Origin of the sequence: Streptomyces montanisoli, assembly GCF_017813245.1 — a bacterium.
In the GTDB taxonomy this organism is placed as follows: Bacteria; Actinomycetota; Actinomycetes; order Streptomycetales; family Streptomycetaceae; genus Streptomyces; species Streptomyces montanisoli.
Window position 1 is genome coordinate 1 of sequence record NZ_JAGIQL010000339.1, and the last position, 2,149, is coordinate 2,149.

Annotated in this window: 1 protein-coding gene; it reads left to right on the forward strand. The window is 79.2% G+C overall.

Annotated features, from left to right (window positions below; genetic code table 11):
• Window positions 1-1,768: helix-hairpin-helix domain-containing protein (locus JFN87_RS32975; RefSeq protein ID WP_209346171.1), on the forward strand; the 1,768-nt coding region annotated here is incomplete at its 5' end.
• Window positions 1,769-2,149: the final 381 nt, after the last annotated feature.

Here is a 2,149-nt window from a genome sequence, read left to right on the forward strand (position 1 = left end):
CTCCGCGCCGCCCGCGGAGGCCGTCGAGGCGGTGCGGGCCGTCCTCGCCCAGGGCGGGGCGCCCGGCGCGCTCGCCGGGCCCGTCACCGCCACGCTCGGGGAGCGCGCGGCGGAGGCGCTGCGCGCGGATCCCTGGCAGCTGCTGGCCGTCCCCGGTGTGCGGCCCGAGCAGGCCGACGGGTTCGCCCGTGCGCTGCTCGGCGCGGAGTGCGGTCCGGGCGACGGCCGGCGCGCCGTGGCGCTCGTGGCGTGGCTGCTGGAGCGCGCCGCCGTCCAGGGGCACACGGCGCTCGAAGCCGGCGCGGTACGCGCGGCGCTCGCCGAGCAGGGGGTGCCCGACCCGGACGAGGCCGTGCGCCACGCCGTCGCGGAGGGCGCGGTGCTGGTCTTCCACGACGAGGAGCCGGAGGAATCCGAGGGGGACGAAGAGGAGAGGGACGAGGGCTCCGGCGCGGGCCCTGAGCGCGCGACGGTGCCCGTGCTGCTGGGGCTCGACCGTTTCGCCCTCGCCGAGGAGAGCCTGGCGGACGGCCTGGCACGGCTGGTGAAGACCGCGGCGGAATCGCCCTGGCCCGACGTGGCGGAAGCGCAGGGGGCGGCGCCCTCGCCGTCCGCCGCCGAGCTGCTGCGCGCCGTGTACGAACACGGCCTGGTGCTGCACACCGGCGGCGAGGCCGCGCGCGCGGAGCCGGTGGCCATGGCCGCCGCGGCGCGCGGGCTCGGGCTGCGCGCGGCGGTCGCGGTGCACAGCGAGAACGGGCGAGACAGGCTGCGGGCCGAGGGCGCGGAGGGCGTGCTGACCGTGGCGGCGCTGCTCGCGGGCGCGGAGGGTCCCGGGCGTGACGCGGACGGGATGTTCGCGCTCGACCTCCTCGTGGTCCTCGACGCGCCGCAACTGGACGTCGAGACGGCGGCCATGCTCGTCGAGTCGGTCGCCGACGGCGGCAGGCTGGTGCTCGGCGGCGACCCCGGCGTGCTGGGGTCAGCGGGTGCGGGCCGCGTCTTCGGCGACCTGCTGGCCATGCGCGTCTGCCCGCAGGTCGCGTCCCGCACGCCCGACCCGGGGCCGATCGGCGAGCTGGTGTCCGGGATCGGTGTGGGCGAGCTCGCGCAGGTGCCGGCGCCCGGCAAGGAGATCGTGATCGTGCCCGTGAAGGACGCGGGCGAGGCGGTGCACCGCACGGTCCAGCTGGTCGCGGAGTCCGTGCCACGCGCGTTCGGCCTCCCGGCCGAGCAGACGCAGGTGATCACGGTCGGGCACGGCGGCGCCGCGGGGACGCGCGCGCTGAACACGGCGCTCAAGCAGCGGCTCGCGCCCGGGCCCGGGCGGTTCGGCGGGTTCGACCCGGGCGACCGGGTCGCGTACGTGCCGGCTCCCGGCCGTACGGTGCAGGGCGCGGTGGTGTCCGCGGGCGCGGAGGGGCTGCGGGTACGGCTCGACGGACCGGGGGAACGGGACGTCACGGTCCCGAAGGACCGGGTCGAGACCGAGCTGCGGCACGGCTGGGCGCTGACGGCGCACCAGGCGGCGGGCATGCGGTGGCCCGCGGCGGTGGTGGTGCTGCCGGGGGACGCGGCGGCCGGGCTCAGCAGGGCGTGGGTGTACACGGCGTTGGGACGCGGCGCGCGGCACCTGTCGGTGGTCCACGGCGTGGACCAGGCGCTCCCCCGCGCCGTGTCCGCGGACGACAGCGGCGCGGCGTCCCGCGGGACGAGGCTGAAGGAACTGATCGAGACACTTCTCCTGGCGACCCCCGAGGAGCCGTAACCGGGCCCCACCCCGACGGACCCCGGCGTTCCGCCGCCGACAGCAGCCCTCCCGCAGCGGACGCGGTGCAGCGGCGCTGCCGCTTACGGACGCCTGCCGGCCAGGACGGCGCAGCCGGACGGCACCCGGCCGGCCGCAGGGCGGTCAGCCCGGCGGCCCCCGGGGGCCCTGGCCGGGTTCGGCGCCAGGACGCCGTGAACCGCCGGGGGCGGTCAGGTGGCGGCGACCCCGCGGCCGATGGCGCCGCGCCCTCCCCGGGCGGGCCTGCGGACGGCCCGACGCAGGGGCCCACGCACGCATCCCCACCCCGGGCGCGGTTCCGGCTGCCCCGGGGGCCCCGGCCGGGAACGGCGCCCGGACGCCGTCAACCGCCGGGACGGT